The 12,996-nt window shown below is 69.8% G+C and carries 14 protein-coding genes; 6 read left to right on the forward strand and 8 right to left on the reverse strand.

Annotated elements, in window-relative coordinates:
- The first annotated feature begins 56 nt into the window (after positions 1–56).
- From gmk to ACYQ0J_RS10595, 5 genes are all read left to right on the forward strand, one after another.
- Entirely contained in the window at positions 57–719 is a 663-nt protein-coding gene (gene gmk, locus ACYQ0J_RS10575) for a guanylate kinase (RefSeq protein ID WP_460172280.1), read from the forward strand.
- Positions 700–1,002, forward strand: a complete 303-nt coding sequence (rpoZ, locus tag ACYQ0J_RS10580; protein ID WP_460172075.1) for a DNA-directed RNA polymerase subunit omega — start codon at positions 700–702, stop codon at positions 1,000–1,002. Before gmk ends, rpoZ begins: the two co-directional genes overlap by 20 nt.
- Positions 1,003–2,193, forward strand: coding sequence for a bifunctional phosphopantothenoylcysteine decarboxylase/phosphopantothenate--cysteine ligase CoaBC (gene coaBC, locus ACYQ0J_RS10585; protein ID WP_460172076.1), 1,191 nt, complete (start codon positions 1,003–1,005; stop codon positions 2,191–2,193). It abuts the gene before it with no gap.
- Positions 2,194–2,202: 9 nt separating this feature from the next.
- Positions 2,203–2,700 carry an arginine repressor gene (gene argR, locus ACYQ0J_RS10590; protein ID WP_460172077.1) on the forward strand — a complete coding sequence of 166 codons (498 nt, stop codon included), beginning with the start codon at positions 2,203–2,205 and terminating at the stop codon, positions 2,698–2,700.
- Positions 2,701–2,840: 140 nt separating this feature from the next.
- Positions 2,841–3,452 (forward strand): MarC family protein, encoded by a 612-nt coding sequence (locus tag ACYQ0J_RS10595; RefSeq protein ID WP_460172078.1) that lies wholly within the window; start codon positions 2,841–2,843, stop codon positions 3,450–3,452.
- Here ACYQ0J_RS10595 and ACYQ0J_RS10600 read toward each other — a convergent pair.
- Genes ACYQ0J_RS10600 through glyA form a run of 3 tightly spaced genes read right to left on the reverse strand, consistent with a single transcriptional unit; the run spans position 3,436 to position 7,451 of the window.
- Positions 3,436–4,656: a GGDEF domain-containing protein gene (locus ACYQ0J_RS10600; protein WP_460172079.1), complete on the reverse strand. Its 1,221-nt coding sequence runs from the start codon at positions 4,654–4,656 to the stop codon at positions 3,436–3,438. The two genes, ACYQ0J_RS10595 and ACYQ0J_RS10600, sit on opposite strands and share 17 nt — an antisense overlap.
- Entirely contained in the window at positions 4,653–6,227 is a 1,575-nt protein-coding gene (locus tag ACYQ0J_RS10605) for a DNA repair protein RecN (protein WP_460172080.1), read from the reverse strand. Before ACYQ0J_RS10605 ends, ACYQ0J_RS10600 begins: the two co-directional genes overlap by 4 nt.
- Complete coding sequence (gene glyA, locus ACYQ0J_RS10610; protein WP_460172081.1) at positions 6,228–7,451, reverse strand: serine hydroxymethyltransferase; 1,224 nt, start codon at positions 7,449–7,451, stop codon at positions 6,228–6,230.
- Between the two features lie 67 nt (positions 7,452–7,518).
- Here glyA and ACYQ0J_RS10615 point away from each other — a divergent pair, with 67 nt between their 5' ends.
- A complete protein-coding gene (locus ACYQ0J_RS10615) occupies positions 7,519–7,794 on the forward strand; it encodes a hypothetical protein (protein WP_460172082.1) in 276 nt (91 codons plus the stop codon).
- Here ACYQ0J_RS10615 and purF read toward each other — a convergent pair.
- The 5 genes from purF to purS are packed head-to-tail and all read right to left on the reverse strand — an operon-like array spanning position 7,791 to position 12,993.
- The gene (gene purF, locus ACYQ0J_RS10620; protein ID WP_460172083.1) at positions 7,791–9,182 is read right to left on the reverse strand and encodes an amidophosphoribosyltransferase; all 1,392 of its coding nucleotides are present in this window, start codon (positions 9,180–9,182) and stop codon (positions 7,791–7,793) included. The two genes, ACYQ0J_RS10615 and purF, sit on opposite strands and share 4 nt — an antisense overlap.
- Positions 9,175–11,349, reverse strand: coding sequence for a phosphoribosylformylglycinamidine synthase subunit PurL (gene purL / locus ACYQ0J_RS10625; RefSeq protein ID WP_460172281.1), 2,175 nt, complete (start codon positions 11,347–11,349; stop codon positions 9,175–9,177). Before purL ends, purF begins: the two co-directional genes overlap by 8 nt.
- Positions 11,349–12,062, reverse strand: coding sequence for an HAD family hydrolase (locus ACYQ0J_RS10630; RefSeq protein WP_460172084.1), 714 nt, complete (start codon positions 12,060–12,062; stop codon positions 11,349–11,351). The genes purL and ACYQ0J_RS10630 overlap by 1 nt, the downstream gene beginning before the upstream one ends.
- Positions 12,059–12,742, reverse strand: a complete 684-nt coding sequence (purQ, locus tag ACYQ0J_RS10635; RefSeq protein ID WP_460172085.1) for a phosphoribosylformylglycinamidine synthase subunit PurQ — start codon at positions 12,740–12,742, stop codon at positions 12,059–12,061. The genes ACYQ0J_RS10630 and purQ overlap by 4 nt, the downstream gene beginning before the upstream one ends.
- Positions 12,739–12,993: a phosphoribosylformylglycinamidine synthase subunit PurS gene (gene purS / locus ACYQ0J_RS10640; protein WP_460172086.1), complete on the reverse strand. Its 255-nt coding sequence runs from the start codon at positions 12,991–12,993 to the stop codon at positions 12,739–12,741. Before purS ends, purQ begins: the two co-directional genes overlap by 4 nt.
- Between the last annotated feature and the right edge of the window lie 3 nt (positions 12,994–12,996).

Below are 12,996 nucleotides of genomic sequence, written 5' to 3' on the forward strand. Positions count from 1 at the left end.
CATAAAAATCCTTGCCCTCCAGGGGCCCCCTCGGGTATCCTTCCGGGGTGAGGGGTATGCGGGGCCGCCTCTTCGTCATGACCGGGGCCAGCGGGGTGGGGAAGGGCACGGTGCGGGCCAAGGTCTTGGAGCGCACCCGCCTCTTCTACTCCATCTCCATGACCACCCGCCCCCCCCGCCCCGGGGAGCGGGACGGGGTGGACTACTACTTCGTGGACCGCCCCACCTTCGAGGCCCTCCTGCACCAGGACGGCTTTCTGGAACACGCGGAGTACGTGGGCCACCTCTACGGCACCCCCCGGCTTCCCGTGGAGCGGGCCTTGGAGCGGGGGGAGGACGTCCTCTTGGAGATCGAGGTCCAGGGGGCCTTGCAGGTGAAGGCCAGGGAACCGGAGGCCATCCTCATCTTCCTCCTGCCCCCCTCCCTCTCCGAGCTCAAGCGCCGCCTGGTCTACCGGGGCAAGGACAGCCCGGAGAAGATAGAAAGGCGGCTTCAGCAGGCGGAGTGGGAGATCCAGAACGCCCACCGCTTTGACTACGTGGTGGTGAACGACGTCCTGGAGGAGGCGGTGGCGGACTTCCTGGCCATCCTCACCGCGGAAAGAAGGCGCGCCCCCAGGATGGCCCCCGCCCTGGAGCGGGCCCTCAAGCGGGACCCGGACTTGGAAGAGGAGCTGGAGGCGATTTTGCGGAGGAACTATGGCGGAACCGGGAATTGACAAGCTCTTTGGCATGGTGGACTCCAAGTACCGGCTCACGGTGGTGGTGGCCAAAAGGGCGCAGCAGCTTTTGCGCCACCGCTTCAAGAACACCGTGTTGGAGCCGGAGGAAAGGCCCAAGATGCGGACCCTGGAAGGGCTTTACGACGACCCCAACGCCGTCACTTGGGCCATGAAGGAGCTCCTTTCGGGGAGGCTCGTCTTCGGGGAGAACCTGGTGCCGGAGGACCGCCTCCAGAAGGAGATGGAGAAGCTCTACCCGGTGGCGGAAGAGGAGGCCTAGGTGGCCCGGGTTCTGGTGGGGGTGACGGGCGGGGTGGCGGCCGTCAAGGCCCCCCACCTCCTCCGCCTGCTCCGGGCCCAGGGCCACGAGGTTCGGGTGCTGGCCACCCCCAGGGCCCTGGCCTTCGTCACCCCCCTCGCCCTGGCGGTGGCCGCCGGGGGGGAGGTGGCCACGGAGGAGGCCTGGTTCCGCCCCGACGGCCGGGCCCTCCACATTGAGCTGGCCCGCTGGGCGGACGTGGTCCTGGTGGCCCCGGCCACCGCGGACGCCATGGCCAAGGCCGCCTTGGGCTTGGCCGAGGACCTCCTCTCCGCCACCCTTTTGGCCGGGGCGAAGCGGGTGGCCTGGGCCCCCGCCATGAACGAGGCCATGTGGCTTGCTCCCCAGACCCAGGAGCACGCAAGGCGGCTCAAGGCCCTGGGCCACGCCCTCCTCGGCCCCGCCCACGGTCCCCTGGCCGCGGTGGGGGAGGGGGAGGGGTGGGGGAGGATGCTGGAGCCCGAGGAGCTGGTGGAACGCCTCGAGGCCCTCCTCACCCCCAAGGACCTGGAGGGCCTGAGGCTCCTGGTGTCCGCCGGGCCCACCCGGGAGTACCTGGACCCGGTGCGCTTCCTCTCCAACCCCTCCTCGGGGCGGATGGGCTACGCGGTGGCCGAGGCCGCCAGGGACCGGGGGGCGGAGGTGGTCCTGGTCTCTGGCCCCACCGCCTTGCCCGCCCCTTGGGGGGTGGAGGTGGTGCGGGTGGAAAGCGCCCTGGAGATGCGCCAGGCCATCCTGGAGCGCTACCCCTGGGCGGAGGCGGTGGTCATGGCGGCGGCGGTGGCCGACTACCGCCCGGCGGAGGTCGCGGCGGAGAAGGAGCCCAAGGTGGCCGAGGAGAAGGTCCTCCGCCTGGTGCCCAACCCCGATATCCTCCAGGAGCTGGGAGAGCGGAAGGAGCAGAAGGTCCTGGTGGGCTTCGCCATGGAGACGGCGGAGGGGCTGGAGCGGGCCCGGGGGAAGCTCGTGCGCAAGAACCTGGACCTCATCGTCCTCAACTGGGTGAACCGGGAGGGGGTGGGCTTCGGCAGCCCGGAGAACGAGGTGGTCCTCCTCCTCCGGGATGGGCGGGTGGAGGAGCTCCCCCGCATGCCCAAGCGCCGGGTGGCGGACCGTATACTGGACTGGGTCAGGGAATTCTGGAAGGCTTGAGGGGGGTTTATGCGGAGCAAAGCGGAGCGGCACCGCGCCATTCAGGAGATCGTGAGCCGCGAGGAGATCGGCACCCAGAAGGAGCTGGTGGAGCGCCTGCGGCAACTGGGGTTTGACGTGACCCAGGCCACGGTGAGCCGGGACATCGCCGAGCTCAGGCTCGCCCGGGTGTCCCTGGGCAAGGGGCGGCACAAGTACGCCCTGCCCTCCATGGAACTCCCCGAGGACGTCTACGAGGAGCTCAAGCGGCAGTTTGGCCTCTTCGTGAAGGACGTGGACCGGGGGGGCAACGTCCTGGTGGTGAAGACCTCCGAGGGGCACGCCTCCGGCATCGCCCTCCTCATGGACCGCCTCAAGCGGGACGAGATCGTGGGCACCTTGGCGGGGGAGGACACCATCCTGGTGGTGGCCCGCAGCGAGGCGGGGGCGAGGGCCTTGGAGGAGGAGTTTGGCGAGCTCCTCGTCTTGGGCCGGATGCAGAAGCGGGGGCCCCAGGTGCCCTCCTAATCCCACCCCCTGCCGACTGGCATTGGCATGGGGGCCCCGGCGATACCACCCCGTGCTGACAGAGGCCAAGCACAGGAGCCCCGGTAGCAGGGTCCGGCGGGGATTTCCGGGCCCAGCAGGGCCGGGAAGGGCATGAGGCCGTGATTGAGCTATTTCTGAAGGCTTTCCTCACCCTCTTTGTGGTCATGGACCCGGTGGGGCTGGTGCCGGTGTTTTTGGCCCTGGCCGGGGACCGCCCGCCCCGCAAGCAGGACCAGATCGCCCGCAAGGCGGTGCTGGTGGCCGGGGGGGTTCTGGTCTCCTTCTTTTTCTTCGGCCGGGGGCTTTTGGGGTACCTGGGCATCAGCCTCGAGGCCCTGCGCATCGCGGGGGGCATCCTCCTCTTCCGCATCGCCACCGAGATGGTCTTCGCCCACCACGAGCGGGAAACGGAGGAGGAGAAGGACGAGGCCCTAAGGCGGGCCGACATCTCCGTCTTCCCCCTGGCCATCCCCCTCATCGCCGGCCCTGGGGCCTTGGCCAGCGTGCTCATCCTGGGAGGGGAGGCCCGGGGGGTACCCTTCGGGTGGGCGGTGGTCCTCCTCACCACCTTCCTGGTCCTCCTCCTGGCCTACCTCTTCCTGCGGGCGGCGCTTTCCGTGCGCCGGGCCCTGGGGCGCACGGGGGTGAACGTGGTCACCCGGGTCCTGGGCCTTTTGCTGGCGGCCTTGGCGGTGCAGTACGTGGCCGATGGGGTTAGGGGCCTCCTTTAGCCCGGTACATGCGCCGGTCGGCCTCCCGCAAAAGCGCTTCCAGGTCGGCAAGCTGTTCCCCTGACGGGAAAGCACCCCCCTCCACGGCAAGCCCTCCGGCCGCCACGCCGTAGGGGAGGCTTTGCTGAAGGCGGGCGATGAGGGCGGGGATTTCCTCCGGAAGGAGCCCGGGGTGCAGGCTCACGAACTCGTCCCCCCCCACGCGGAAGGCCAGGTCGCGGCGGCGGGAAAGGCTTCTGAGGGCCTGGGCCAGGCTCTTCAGGGCCCGGTCCCCGGCGGCGTGGCCCTCCCGGTCGTTCAAGGCTTTCAGGCCGTTGAGGTCCCAGTAGATGAGGGCCAGGGGTTCGCCCCGGCTACGGGCCTCCTGCAGGATGAGGGGGAAGGCCTCCTCCAGGGCCCGGCGGTTGAGGAGGCCGGTGAGAGGGTCGGTGCGGGCCGCCTCCTGCAGGGACTGCCGCTCCTTTAGGGCCTTGAGGAGGAGGGCGGCCTCGAGGGCGAAGGCCTGGGCCAGCTCCAGGGAGAGGGGGGTGAAGGCCTCGGGATTGGAGAAGTTGTCCAGGTTCATGGCCGCCAGCACCTCCCCTTCCAGCACGATGGGCAGGCCCAGGGTGGCCCGGATCTCCGTCAGCCGGCCGTGCTCGAAGAAGGCCGGCCGGGCCTCCACCGTGGTAAGGCTGGAAAGCTGCTGCACCTCCGCCCCCTTCAGCACGCGGGGGCGGCCCTTTAGCCAGTTGTCCACCCCCAGGCCGTACCAGGAGAGCTCCTCCTCCAAGGAGGTGCGGGCTCCCAGCAAGCGTGCGTTAAAGCCCTCCTGGGCCACCAGGTAGAAGAACCCCCCTTCCCGGAGGAGGATGCTCCCCGCCTCGGCCCCCGGGACCACGGCCACCGCCTCCCGGATGAGGTCCTGGAGGAGCCCCTCCGGCTCCTCGTGCTGCAAAAGTCCCTTGAGCACCGCCAGGAGACTGGCGTAGGCCTGGGCGCGCACCAGGAGGTCGCTCACCTCCAGGAGGAGCAGGTAGGTGCCCTCCGGGGAGGGGATGGGCACCACCCGGTAGGCCTTGCCGCCCGCTTGGAGAAGCTCCCCCTGGGGCAGGGGCAGGCCCTGGGCCAGGCGGTTTCGCACCACCTCCCCTTCGCGGTCGCTTTCCCGTAAGGGAAACGCTTTGCAGAGGAAGACGGGGTAAGGGGCTTCCAGGAGGTTCATCCTTGGCCCTCCGCCTGGCCCAGGAGGAGGCGGGCGTGGGCGAGGGCGGCCTCCGTGTACTGGCCGGAGAGGAGACGGGCGAGCTCCCGCACCCGCTCCTCCCCCTCCAGGGCCTCCACCCGGACCTCCTGGCCCTCCTTGCGCACCCGCAGGTGGCGCTGGGCCCGGGCGGCGATCTGGGGCAGGTGGGTGACCACCAGCACCTGGCGCCCTTCCGCCAGCCGGGAAAGGCGCTCCGCCACCTTCCAGGCCGTCTCCCCGCCTATTCCGGTGTCCATCTCGTCGAAGGCCACGGTGGGCGCCTCGGCCCCGGTGAGCAGGGCCAGGGCCAGGGCCACGCGGGAAAGCTCCCCCCCGCTGGCCGCGCTCAAAGGCGCGGGGGGAAGGTGGGGGTTGGCGGAGAAGCGGAAGGCCACCTCTTCCAGGCCGAAGGGCCCCGGTTCCGGGAGGGGCTTGAGGTCCACCCGGAAGCGGGCCTTGGGAAAGCCGAGCTCGGCGAGTTCCCGCTCCATGCCCGCCCTAAGCTCCCGGGCCGCCTTCTCCCGGGCCTCCCTCAGGGCCTCCCCGGCGAGGAGGAGGGCCTCCTTGGCCTCATCCAGCCCCCGCGCCACCTCCTCCAGCCGGGCCTCCCCTCCCTCCAGGGCGGAAAGCTCCCTCCGGGCCCTTTCCGCGTGGGCCAGCACGTCCTCCAGGGTGGGGCCGTACTTGCGCTTGAGGCGCTCCAGGAGGGAAAGGCGGGCCTCGAGGGCGGCCAGGCGCTCGGGATCCCCCTCCAGGCCCTCCAGGTAGTCCCCAAGCTCTCGGGCCACGGCCTGGGCCCCGTGGAGGGCGGCCTCCAGGTCCTGGGCCAGGGCTTCCAGGGTCCGGTCAAACCGTCCCCCGGCCCGAAGCTCCCTCAAGGCGGCCTCCAAGGGGGCCAAGGCCCCTTCCTCCAGGAGGCCGTAGGCCCGGCCCGCCCGCTCCCTTAGGGCCTCCAGGTGGCGGAGCTTCCGGGACGCTTCCAAAAGCTCCTCGTCCTCCCCGGGGCGGGGCCTGGCCTCGGCGATCTCCTTGAGCTGGAAGCGCAGGAGGTCTTCCCGCTCGGCCTTGGCCCTTAAGGCCTCCTCCAGGGCCTCCTTCTCCCGCCTCAGGGCCTGGTGGCGGGCGTAGGCTTCCTGGTAGCGGGCGAGGAGCCCGGGGGGGAGGAGGGCGTCCAAAAGCTCCCGCTGGCGCCTGGGGGAGAGGAGGGCGAGGGCGCCGTGCTGGGCGTGGAGGGAGAGCCATCTTTCCGCCTCCTCCTGGAGCTCCTTCAGGCTCACCACCTCCCCGTCTATGCGGGGGGTGGAGCGGCTCCCCACCCGGCGGGAGAGGACCCGCTCCCCCTCTCCTTCGAAGAAGGCGGTCACCAGGAGGCTATCCCCATAGGGGCCCAAAAACCCTTCCGCCTTTCCCCCCAGGAGGAGGGAGAGGGCGTCCACCAGAAGGCTCTTTCCCGCCCCCGTCTCCCCGGTGAGCACGTTGAGCCCGGGGGCAAGCTCCAAAGCGGCTTCCCGGATGACGGCAAGGTTTTGCACCTCGAGGCGGCGGAGCATCTAGGGCATGGGGTGGGCCAAGGCGAGCCTCCTCACCTCCTCCCTGAGGCCTTCCGAGGGGCCTTCCGTGAGGGCCCGGTCCATGAGCTCGGCGATGAGGGGCATCTCCTCGGGGGTGAAGCCCCGCGTGGTGATGGCCGGGGTGCCCACGCGGATGCCGGAGGTGACCCGGGGGGGCTTGGGGTCAAAGGGGATGGCGTTCTTGTTCACCGTGATCCCCACCGCGTCCAGCCTCTCCTCCGCCTCCTTGCCCGTGAGCCCCTTGGGGCGGAGGTCCACGAGGAAGAGGTGGTTGTCCGTCCCCCCGGTGACGATGCGGTAGCCCCGGCTTGCGAGTTCCGCCGCCAGGCGCTTGGCGTTTTCCACCACCAGGCGGCTATACTCCTTGAACTCGGGCTGCAGGGCCTCGAAGAAGGCCACCGCCTTCCCGGCGATCACGTGCTCCAAGGGCCCTCCCTGGATCCCGGGGAAGATGAGCTTGTCTATCTTCTTGCCGAGCTCGAGGTCGTTGGCGAGGATGAGCCCCCCCCTCGGGCCCCTTAGGGTCTTGTGGGTGGTGCTGGTGACCACGTGGGCGAAGGGCACGGGGTTCGGGTGGAGCCCCGCGGCCACGAGCCCGGCGAAGTGGGCCATGTCCACCACCAAAAAGGCCCCCACCTCGTCCGCGATCTCCCGGAGGGCCTTGAAGTCCCAGAAGCGGGGGTAGGCGCTGGCCCCGGCCACGATCACCTTGGGGCGGTGCTCGAGGGCGAGGCGGCGCACCTCCTCCAGGTCTATGAGCTCCGTGTCGGGGCGCACCCCGTAGGAGACCACCTTGTAGAGTTTCCCGGAGAAGTTCACCCGGGAGCCGTGGGTGAGGTGGCCCCCGGCCGCCAGGTCCATGCCCATCAGGGTGTCCCCCGGTTCCATGAGGGCCATGTAGACCGCCATGTTGGCCTGGGAGCCGGAGTGGGGCTGGACGTTGGCCCAGGCGGCCCCGAAGAGGGCCTTGGCCCGCTCTATGGCCAAGGACTCCACCTGGTCAATCACCTCGCACCCCCCGTAGTAGCGGGCCCCGGGGTACCCTTCCGCGTACTTGTTGGTGAGGACGCTCCCCACCGCCTCCCGCACCTGCTCCGAGACGAAGTTCTCGCTGGCGATGAGCTCCAGGCCCTCCCGCTGGCGCTTCTCTTCCAGGGCGATGAGCCTGAAGAGGGCCTCATCCCTTAGGCTAGTCCTGACCATGGGACGATTATAGGCCCTCGGCCGGGGTCCTGGGGGCGGGCCGCCTTCCCCTTGGTAAGCTAGGGCCATGAAAGGGAATGCCTTCACCATTCTGAAGTGGGGCGCCATCCTGACCCTGGCTATTCTCCTCCTGGCCACCCTCCTCATCAACTTCACCACCAGCCGCGACCTGCCGGAGCTGGTCCGGGTGCAGGTGGAGCGGTACGCGGTGTGCAGCTACTGGTTCTTTGGCTGGCACCTGGCCTCCACGGGGGCTTTTGCCCTGGTCTTTCTGGCGGTGGGGTTTGCCCTGGGCCTGGGGGTGGGGCTTTTCCTGCGGTGGGCGAAGGCCCAGAGGGGCTAGAGGATTTCCAGGGCGAGCTTTTCGCCTTCCTCGGGCACCCCGGCCGGGTAACGTCCGTTGAAGCAGGCGAGGCAAACGGGCCCCCCGATGGCCCGCCTCACCCCCTCCTCCGAGAGGAAGGCCAGGGTGTCGGCCCCGATGTAGGCCCGGATCTCCTCCACGCTCTTCTCCGCGGCGATGAGCTCCTTGCGGGCGGCGGTGTCTATGCCGTAGTAGCAGGGGAAGCGGATGGGGGGGCTACTGACGCGGAAGTGGACCTCTTTGGCCCCCGCCTCCTTCAGCATCCCCACGATGCGGCGGCTGGTGGTGCCCCGGACGATGGAGTCGTCCACCAGGACCACCCGCTTCCCCCGCACCGCCCCCGTGGGGGAGAGCTTGAGCCTTGTCTTCAGGTCGCGGAGCTCCTGGGTGGGCTGGATGAAGGTGCGCCCGGCGTAGGGGTTTTTGTAGAGCCCCAGCTCCAGGGGGAGGCCGCTGGCCCGGGCATAGCCCACCGCCGCCCCGAACCCCGAGTCCGGCACCGGCACCACCATGTCCGCCTCCGCCGGGGCCTCCCGGAAGAGCTCCATGCCCATGCGCACCCGGGCCTCGTAGGCCTCCGTGCCGTCCAGGAGGCTGTCGGGCCGGGCGAAGTAGATCCACTCAAAGGCGCAAGGGGTGGGGTCCGGGGGAAGGACCTGGAGGCTTTGGAGCTCCCCCTCTTCCACCCACACCACTTCCCCGGGGCGCACGTCCCGGAGGTACTCGGCCCCCAGGAGGGCCAAGGCCGGGGGCTCGGAGGCGAAGGCGTACCCCCAGGGGGCCTTCCCGATGGCGAGGGGCCTGACCCCGTGGGGGTCGCGGAGGGCCAGGAGGGTCTTGCGGTCCATGAGGAGGATGGAGTACCCCCCCTCTAGGGCCTTCATGGCCTCGGCGGCGGCCTGGGGGAGGGGGAGGTGGCCCAGGCGGGCCAGGAGGAGGAGCATGACCTCGGTGTCCGAGGTGCTCTGGAAGGTGGCTCCCTCCCGAAGAAGCCGGTCGCGCAGGGGTTTGGCGTTGGTGAAGTTGCCGTTGTGGGCGATGGCCAAGACCCCGTGGGCGGTGCGGGCGGTGAGGGGTTGGGCGTTTATGCGCAGGTTGGAGCCCGTGGTGGAGTAACGGGTGTGGGCGATCCCCAGGCGGGCTTCCGGGAGGCGGAGCTTCCCGAGGCGCTCCTCGGTGAAGACCTGGTTCACCAGGCCCAAATCCTTTTCCACCAGGAACTCCCTCCCGTCCGTGACGGCGATGCCCGCCGCCTCCTGGCCCCTATGCTGCAGGGCTAGGAGGCCCAGGTGCAAAAGCCCCGCCACATCCAGGGGAGCCTCGCTCCAGATCCCGAGGACGCCGCATTCCTCCTGGGGCTTATCCATCCAAGACCTCCCGCAAGGGGCGTTGCCAGGTGGCCTTGAGCCCGGCCACCCCCCACTCTAGCACCCCCTCCGGGGTCAGGACCGTGAGGGTATTCCCTCCCGTCTCCCCCAGGATGCGGTAGGGGAGGGCCTTTTCCTCCAGGCGGAGGGTGGCCTCCTGCAGGCGCTCCTTGGCCACGGTGAAGAGGATCCGGCTCGGGGCCTCGCCGAAGAGGGCCTCGAGGCCCCGCTCCCGCACCTCCACCGTGGCCCCCACCCCGTAGGGGAAGGTCATCTCGGCGAGGGCCACCAGTAGGCCCCCTTCCGCCACGTCGTGGGCGGTTTCCGTGAGCCCTAAGGCGATGAGCCCCCGGATGGCCTCCTGCACCGCCTTCTCCCGCCCGAGGTCCAGCCTTGGGGGGTGGCCGAACTCCTCCCCCGTGAGGAGGTAGAGCACCTCGCTCGCCCCCAGGCTTCCCCTTTCCTCCCCCAGGAGGACGATGACCTCCCCCGGGCGCCTAAAGCCCATCTCCGCCCGCCTCCTCACGTCCAAGACCCCCACCACCCCCACCATGGCCGTGGGGGGGATGCGCCTTCCCCCGCTTTCGTTGTAGAGGGAGACGTTCCCGGAGACCACGGGGATCCCTAAGGCCTCGCTCGCCTCCTTAAGCCCTGCGATGGTCTCCTGGAGTTCATGGTAGCCCTCGGGGGTCTCGGGGCTTCCCAGGTTGAGGCCGTCGGTGTAGGCGAGGGGCTTGGCCCCCACCACGCTTACGTTCCGGGAGGCCTCCGCCAGGGCGTGCATGGCCCCCAGGCGGGGGTGGAGGCGGCTATACCGGGGGTTTTGGTCCACCTTGGCGGCGATGCCTAAGTGGGTGCCCTTGACCCAGAGGATGGCGGCGTCCCCTTTGCCGGGGAGGAGGGCGGTGCGGGTCCCCACCTGGTGGTCGTAGCGCTCGTAGACGGCCTCCCGGCTCGCCAGGTTGGGGGAGGCGAGGAGCCTCTTCAGGACCTCCTGGGGGTCCGCCTCTAGGGGAGGGACGGGCCTTTCCCTAAGCCTCCGCACCTCGGGGTCCTCCCGCCCAAGGCGCACGTAGGTGGGGGCCTCGGCCAGGGCCCCCGTGGGCACCTCCGCCACCACCTCCTTCCGGTAAAGCACGCGGAACACGGGTTCGGGGATGGTCCGGGCCACGGGAACGCAGTCCAGGCCCCACCTGCGGAAGACCGCCTCCAGCTCCTCCTCCTTCCCCTCCCTGGGCACCAGGACCATGCGCTCCTGGCTTTCCGAGAGGAGGAGTTCCTCCGGGGTCATCCCCGCCTCCCGGGTGGGGACCCGGTCCAGGTCCAGCTCCACCCCGAGGCCCGACTTGTGGGCGAGCTCCGAGAGGCTGGAGGTGAGCCCCGCCGCCCCCATGTCCTGGACCCCTTCCACCAGGTCCTTCTCTATGGCCTCGAGGGTGGCCTCCAGGAGGAGCTTCCCCAAAAAGGGGTCCCCCACCTGCACCGCCGGGCGGTCCTCCTCCTTCTCCTCCTTAAGCTCCCGGCTGGCGAAGGCCGCACCGCCCACCCCGTCCCGGCCCGTCTTGGCCCCGGCGTAGTAGATGGGGCGGCCCAGGGAGGCCCGGCTCCGCCGCAGGTGCTCCTCCCTTAGGAGGCCGAGGCACATGGCGTTCACCAGGGGGTTTTCCCGGTAGCCCTCGTGGAAGTAGAGGTCGCCCCCCACCGTGGGCACCCCGATGGCGTTGCCGTAGAAGGCGATGCCCGCCACCACCCCCTTGAAGAGGTAGCGGCTCCGCCCCTCGGGGGGCCCGAAGCGCAGGGAGTCCAGGAGGGCGATGGGCCTCGCCCCCATGCTCAGGATGTCCCGGAGGATCCCCCCCACCCCGGTGGCCGCCCCCTGGAAGGGCTCCACCGCCGAGGGGTGGTTGTGGCTCTCTATCTTGAAAGCCACGGCCCATCCCTCGCCGATGCGCACCACGCCCGCGTTTTCCCCAGGGCCCTGGAGGACGGCCTCTCCCTCCTTGGGGAGCTCCTTGAGGAGGGGGCGGGAGTTCTTGTAGGCGCAGTGCTCGCTCCACATCACCTTGAAGAGGAGGAGCTCTACCCGGTTGGGCTCCCGCCCGAGCCGCCGCACCATCTCCCGGTACTCCTCCTCGGGGATGCCGATTTCCTTGGCGAGGGCTTCCATCACGTGAGGAGGGAGAGGAGCTCGCGGTGGTCCTTCACCTTGGCCGTGGGCTTCACCTCCCCGTTCACCTCCCGGTGGCCCACGTACTGCACGGCAAAGGGGTAGCCCGTGGCGAAGGCCCCCTTGATGTCCGTCTGGGGCAGGTCGCCCACGTGCAGGGCCTCCTCGGGGGCCACTCCCAAGGCCTCGAGGGCCACCCGGAAGGCCTCGGGCCTGGGCTTCACGTACCCCGTCTCATCGGAAAAGCTGTAGGCCTGGAAGACGTCCAGGCCCTGCCGCTTGAGGTGCTCCCGGAGGAGGCGGCCCGGGGTCATGCCCGTGTCGGAAACGATGGCCAAGGGATATTTCCTGGCGAGGGCCTTCAGGGCCTCCACCCCGGGGAGGGGCTCCAGGTCCACCAGGAGGGAGGTCTCCTCCAGGCGCCTCGCGGTGAGGGCGATGAGCCCCGGGTCGTGGGGGGCGCCCAGGAGGGCGAAGATCCGGACCACCCGGTCGTAGACGGGCAGGTGCTCCCCCGCCTTCCACGCTTCCTCAAAGGCCAGGGTCGCCTGGCGGTAGGCCTCCCGCACCTCCTCCTCCGAGGCCGGGTGCCCGGCCTCGGAGAGGGCATCCAGGAGGATCTCGTACCGCGCGGGCATGACCCTTTCCAAAAACGCTTGGCCCTCGGTGAAGAGGGTGCCCCAAAAGTCAAAGGTAATGGCCTTGGGTTTCACCGCGCCACCTCCTCCACGAGCCCCAGAAAGAGGGGCAGTCCATCCGTGCTCCCTAACACCTCGTCCACGGCCCTTTCGGGGTGGGGCATCATCCCCAGGACGTTCCCCTTCTCGTTCACGATCCCGGCGATGTCGTTCAGGCTCCCGTTGGGGTTGTAGTCCGCCTCTTCCCCTAGGGGCGCGTAGCGGAAGACCACAAGCCCCTCCCCCTCCAGCCTGGCCAGGGTTTCGGCATCCGCGTAGTACCGCCCCTCCGCGTGGGCGATGGGCAGGCGCAGGACCTGGCCTTTCCGGTAAAGCCGGGTGAAGGGGAGGTCGGTCCTTTCCACCCGCACCCCCACCTCCTTGCAGGTGAAGTGGAGGTTGAGGTTGGCGAGAAGCGCCCCCGGAAGGAGCCCCGCCTCGGTGAGGATCTGGAAACCGTTGCAGACCCCAAGGACCGGCCTCCCCTCCCTGGCGAAGCGGGCCACCTCCGCCATCACCGGGCTCTTGGCGGCGAGGGCCCCCGCCCTCAGGTAGTCTCCGTAGCTGAACCCCCCGGGCAGAAAGACCCCATCAAAGCCCCGGAGGTCCCTTTCCGTGTGCCAGACGTACTCCGCCCGGATCCCCGCCTTCTCCAAGGCGAAGCGGGCATCCTCATCGCAGTTGGAGCCGGGGAAGCGGACGATGGCCCACCTCATGGGAGCTCCTTCAGGGCCTCCAGGGCGTAAACCTCCATCACCGGGTTGGCCAGGAGGGCGCCCATGGCCTTGGCCTTTTCCTCCGCCTCCAGGAGGTTTTCCGCCTGGAACACCACCTCCAGGACCTTCCCCACCCGCACCGCCTCCACCGGGTGGCCCAGGTCCTTGAGCACCCCCTCCACCGCCCGGCCCTGGGGGTCCAGGATGCCCTCCTTCAGCTCAATGAGCAGCGTGGCCTGGTATCTCGGCATAAG

It is taken from the genome of Thermus sp. FJN-A, assembly GCF_054655095.1.

Coding starts and splice junctions, on each gene's coding strand:
- glyA (WP_460172081.1), bottom strand. CDS start 7,451: ATGGTCAGGACTAGCCTAAGGGATGAGGCCCTCTTCAGGCTCATCGCC.
- purS (WP_460172086.1), bottom strand. CDS start 12,993: ATGCCGAGATACCAGGCCACGCTGCTCATTGAGCTGAAGGAGGGCATC.
- purQ (WP_460172085.1), bottom strand. CDS start 12,742: ATGAGGTGGGCCATCGTCCGCTTCCCCGGCTCCAACTGCGATGAGGAT.
- purF (WP_460172083.1), bottom strand. CDS start 9,182: ATGGATAAGCCCCAGGAGGAATGCGGCGTCCTCGGGATCTGGAGCGAG.
- ACYQ0J_RS10605 (WP_460172080.1), bottom strand. CDS start 6,227: ATGCTCCGCCGCCTCGAGGTGCAAAACCTTGCCGTCATCCGGGAAGCC.
- ACYQ0J_RS10615 (WP_460172082.1), top strand. CDS start 7,519: ATGAAAGGGAATGCCTTCACCATTCTGAAGTGGGGCGCCATCCTGACC.
- argR (WP_460172077.1), top strand. CDS start 2,203: ATGCGGAGCAAAGCGGAGCGGCACCGCGCCATTCAGGAGATCGTGAGC.
- ACYQ0J_RS10600 (WP_460172079.1), bottom strand. CDS start 4,656: ATGAACCTCCTGGAAGCCCCTTACCCCGTCTTCCTCTGCAAAGCGTTT.
- rpoZ (WP_460172075.1), top strand. CDS start 700: ATGGCGGAACCGGGAATTGACAAGCTCTTTGGCATGGTGGACTCCAAG.
- gmk (WP_460172280.1), top strand. CDS start 57: ATGCGGGGCCGCCTCTTCGTCATGACCGGGGCCAGCGGGGTGGGGAAG.
- purL (WP_460172281.1), bottom strand. CDS start 11,349: ATGGAAGCCCTCGCCAAGGAAATCGGCATCCCCGAGGAGGAGTACCGG.